Annotated in this window: 3 protein-coding genes; 1 reads left to right on the top strand and 2 read right to left on the bottom strand. The window is 67.8% G+C overall.

Annotated elements, in window-relative coordinates; genetic code table 11:
- Window positions 1-47: 47 nt before the first annotated feature.
- Complete coding sequence (locus AB0M88_RS52990; RefSeq protein ID WP_364116204.1) at window positions 48-1,400, top strand: ABC transporter substrate-binding protein; 1,353 nt, start codon at window positions 48-50, stop codon at window positions 1,398-1,400.
- 30 nt (window positions 1,401-1,430) lie between these two features.
- On the opposite strand, the gene AB0M88_RS52985 is transcribed toward AB0M88_RS52990, so the two are convergent.
- Window positions 1,431-2,315, bottom strand: a complete 885-nt coding sequence (locus tag AB0M88_RS52985; protein WP_364116201.1) for a carbohydrate ABC transporter permease — start codon at window positions 2,313-2,315, stop codon at window positions 1,431-1,433.
- Between the two features lies 1 nt (window position 2,316).
- Window positions 2,317-3,345 (bottom strand): sugar ABC transporter permease, encoded by a 1,029-nt coding sequence (locus tag AB0M88_RS52980; RefSeq protein WP_364116199.1) that lies wholly within the window; start codon window positions 3,343-3,345, stop codon window positions 2,317-2,319.
- Between the last annotated feature and the right edge of the window lie 168 nt (window positions 3,346-3,513).

The raw sequence follows: 3,513 nt of genomic DNA, 5'->3' as shown, positions 1-3,513 counted from the left end.
GATTGATCCGGCCCCGGGCGCCTTTCGTGCGTTTTGAGTCGGTTCATATGTTCGGCCACTCCAGCGCGGCGCTGGCCGGCGCGGTCAGCGCCGGCCTGGTTCTCGGCCTGACGGCCTGCGGCGACGCCACCGAAGACCACACCACACCACCGGCCGCCTCGGCGGCGGCCTTTGACTGTACGCCGTACAAGAAGTTCGGCGACCTGACCGGGAAAACGGTCAAGATCTACACGGGTATCGTCGCGCCGGAGGACACCGCTCAGGAGAACTCGTACCGGCCGTTCGAGACCTGCACCGGCGTCAAGGTCGACTACGAGGGCGAGGATTCGTTCGAGCGCCAGGTCCTCGTACGGGTCAAGGCCAGCCACCCGCCCGACCTCGCCGTCGTGCCCCAGCCCGGCCTGCTCCAGCAACTGGTCGCGACCGGCCGCGCGGTGCCCGCCCCGGCCGGCACCGAGGCCAACGTCGACCGGTTCTTCAGCCGGGACTGGAAGGCCTACGGCACGGTCGGCGGCACCTTCTACGCCGCTCCGATGGGCGCGAGCGTCAAGTCGCTGGTGTGGTACTCCCCCAAGGAGTTCGCCGCCCGCGGCTATCAGGTGCCGACCACGCTCGACGAGCTGAAGGCTCTCAGCGACCAGATGGTGGCCGACGGCAAGACCCCGTGGTGCGCGGGCATCAGCAGCGGGGACGCCACCGGATGGCCGGTCACCGACTGGATGGAGGACTTCATGCTCCGGCTCTACGGGCCGGGCGAGTACGACCGGTGGGTCGGCCACCGGATCCCGTTCAACGGTCCCGAACCGACCGCCGCGCTGAACGCGGTCGGCGGCTACCTGAAGAACGCGAAGTACGTCAACGGCGGCCTCGGCGACGTGAAGAGCATCGCGACCACCACGTTCCAGGACGCCGGCCTGCCCGTCCTCTCCCACCAGTGCGAGATGCACCGCCAGGCCAGCTTCTACGCCGCCAACTGGCCCAAGGGCACCCGCATCGCGCAGGACGGCGACGTCTACGCGTTCTATCTGCCGCCCCGGGACACCGACACCAAGCCGGTGCTCGGCGGCGGCGAGTTCGTGGTGGCGTTCAGCAGCCGGCCGGAGGTGCAGGCCTTCCAGACCTACCTCTCGTCGGACGCCTGGGCCAACATCAAGGCCAGGGTCTCCTCGGGCTGGGTCAGCGCCAACAGCGGCCTCGACCAGAACAACCTGACCAGCCCGATCGACAAGCTGGCCGCCACGATCCTGGCCGACCCGAAGACGGTGTTCCGCTTCGACGGCTCCGATCAGATGCCGGCCGCGGTGGGCTCGGGCGCGTTCTGGAAGCAGGCGACGAAGTGGATCGACGGCCAGGACACCCGGACCACGCTGGACAACATCGAGAAGGCCTGGCCCCGCTGAGCGGGACCAGGCCTGTTTCCCGTACGCGGGTCAGCCCTTCACGCCACCTGCGGTCAGACCGCTGACGATCCGGCGCTGGAACACCAGCACGACGATGACCAGCGGCACCGTGACCACCAGACCGGCCGCCATGGTCTGGGTGTACGGCACGATGTGCGGACCGGCGGTGAAGTTCGCGATGGCCACCGTCGAGGGCGCCACCGTGGCCTTGCCGTTGGACAGCACGCTGGACAACAGATATTCGTTCCACGACTGGAGGAAGACCAGGATCGCGGTCGTGAAGAGCGCCGGCGCGGCCAGCGGCAGGATCACCTTGCGGAAGGCCTGCCCCTGCGTGCAGCCGTCGACCCGGGCCGCCTCCTCCAGATCCCACGGCATGTCGGCGAAGAAGCTGGTCAGCGTGTAGACCGCCAGCGGCAGCGCGAACGAGATCTGGGGCAGGATCAGCGCCTGATAGGTGCCCAGCCAGCCCCAGGTCGAGAACAGCTGGAACAGCGGGGTCAGGATGGCGACGCCGGGGAACATCGAGGCGCCCAGGATGGCCGCCAGCACGAAGCCCTTGCCGCGGAAGACGAGGCGGGCCAGGGCGTACCCGGCGAAGACTCCGAACACCATGGCCAGCGCGGTCACCACGGCACCGATGATGATGCTGTTGAGCAGCGAACGGCCGAAGTCGTTGTACTGCGTGTTGAAGGCGTAGCTGAAGTTGCTCCACGTGACGTGGCTGAACCAGACGTCGGTCGAGAACGTCGCCTGGTTGTCGCGGAACGCCAGAACCAACATCCAGTAGAACGGTGCGAGGCACCACAGGATGATGATCGCCATCACCACGACCGTGCCGACGTTGCCCCACTTGAACGGCTTGCGCGCCTCGGGAACGATCGTGGCCGGGGTGGGCGCGGCTATCGTCGTCATGTCACTTCACCTTCCCGCCGGTCTGGGCACCGACGATGTTCGCGTTGAACAGCCGCACCAGGGCCAGCGCGATGGCGAAGATGAGGATGAACGTGATCGTGGACAACGCCGAGGCCGAGTTCACCCCGCTGGTCAACTGCCTGACGACCAGGATGGAGCTCGTCGTGGTGCCGTTGGCGCCGCCGGTGAGAATCGCCGGCAGGTCGTACATCCGCAGCGTGTCGAGCACCCGGAAGATGACCGCCACCGCCAGGGCCGGCTTGACCAGGGGCAGCGTCACGCTGGTGAACCGTCTCCAGGCGTTCGCCCCGTCGATGCGCGCCGCCTCGTACGTCTCCTCCGGGATGCTCTGCAGCCCGGCCAGGATGAGCAGGGCGATGAACGGCGTGGTTTTCCAGACGTCGGCGATCACGATCGCCGAGCGGGCCGGCCACTGTTCGGAGGTCCACGCGAAGTGGGTGCCGAGGATCTTGTTGAGGATGCCCTGCGGGTCGAAGATGACCTGCCACAACTTCGAGGTCACGGCGGTCGGAATGGCCCACGGGATGAGGATGGCGACCCGGACCAGCGCGCGGCCGCGGAAGGCCCGGTTCATCATCAGGGCGAAGCCCATGCCGATCACGGTCTCGAGCGAGCACGCCACGATGGTGATGCCGAGGGTGACGCCGGCCGACCCCCAGAACTGGGAGCCGAGTGTGCCGGACGGACACGACTGGGTGCCCCCGCCCGCGACCGCACAGCGCTGGCCCAGCCAGTGCGTGTAGTTGGTGATGCCGTTCCAGGCGTTGCCCTGGTTGAACAGGCCGGTCGACTTGTCGAGCCCGGGGTCGGTCAGGAACGACTGGTAGATGGCTTTGACCACCGGATAACCGACGATCAGGATCAGCAGGAGAATGGCCGGCGCGATCAGGCTCCACGCCCGGCGGCTCTCACCCGGGTTGATGCTGGTGCGACGGGGCCGGCGACGCTTGCGACCGTTTCTGCCCTCGTCTTCGATGACTTTCTCTTCGACCTGGCCGGCGAGAGTCATGAGTTGCTCCTAGCGGAATAAGCGCCGTCCGATGTCCCCGCCTCGGGGGGGGGCGGCCCGCGCCGGGGCGCCCGGCGGCCGCGGACGGCCGGCAGAAGAAGCCCGGGGGCCACCGGGTATTCCTCGGGCGTGTTGTGGTGGGAGTGTGTGTGGTGTTTTTTAGCGGGA

It is taken from the genome of Actinoplanes sp. NPDC051411 (assembly GCF_040682075.1).
Classification (GTDB): domain Bacteria; phylum Actinomycetota; class Actinomycetes; order Mycobacteriales; family Micromonosporaceae; genus Actinoplanes.
This window is presented reverse-complemented; position numbering and strand designations above follow the sequence as displayed.